Genomic DNA, 274 nt, shown 5'->3' on the forward strand with positions numbered 1-274 from the left:
CCTGCCGAGCACCGCTTGGCGCCGCCGCGGCACCCGCAAACGAACGGCATGGTCGAGCGCTTCAACGGCCGCATCAACGAATTGCTGCAGCAGACCCGCTTTGACAGCCGTATCGATCTCGAGACGACTTTGCTGAACTATTTGAAGCTGTACAACCACCACATTCCGCAACGCGCGCTCGATGCAAAGACGCCCATCCTGGCCCTCAAGGAATGGCAGCAGAAGCGGCCAGAATTATTCGTTAAGCGGGTTTATGAACAGGCGGGACTTGACA

General features: G+C 58.0%; 1 protein-coding gene. It reads left to right on the forward strand.

The window, feature by feature from the left end; genetic code table 11:
* A partial coding sequence (locus tag ACHAC9_RS24630) for an integrase core domain-containing protein (RefSeq protein WP_435764458.1) occupies window positions 1-274 on the forward strand: 274 nt, incomplete at both ends.

Source organism: Massilia sp. CMS3.1, from assembly GCF_051262535.1.
Taxonomy (GTDB): Bacteria; Pseudomonadota; Gammaproteobacteria; order Burkholderiales; family Burkholderiaceae_D; genus Telluria.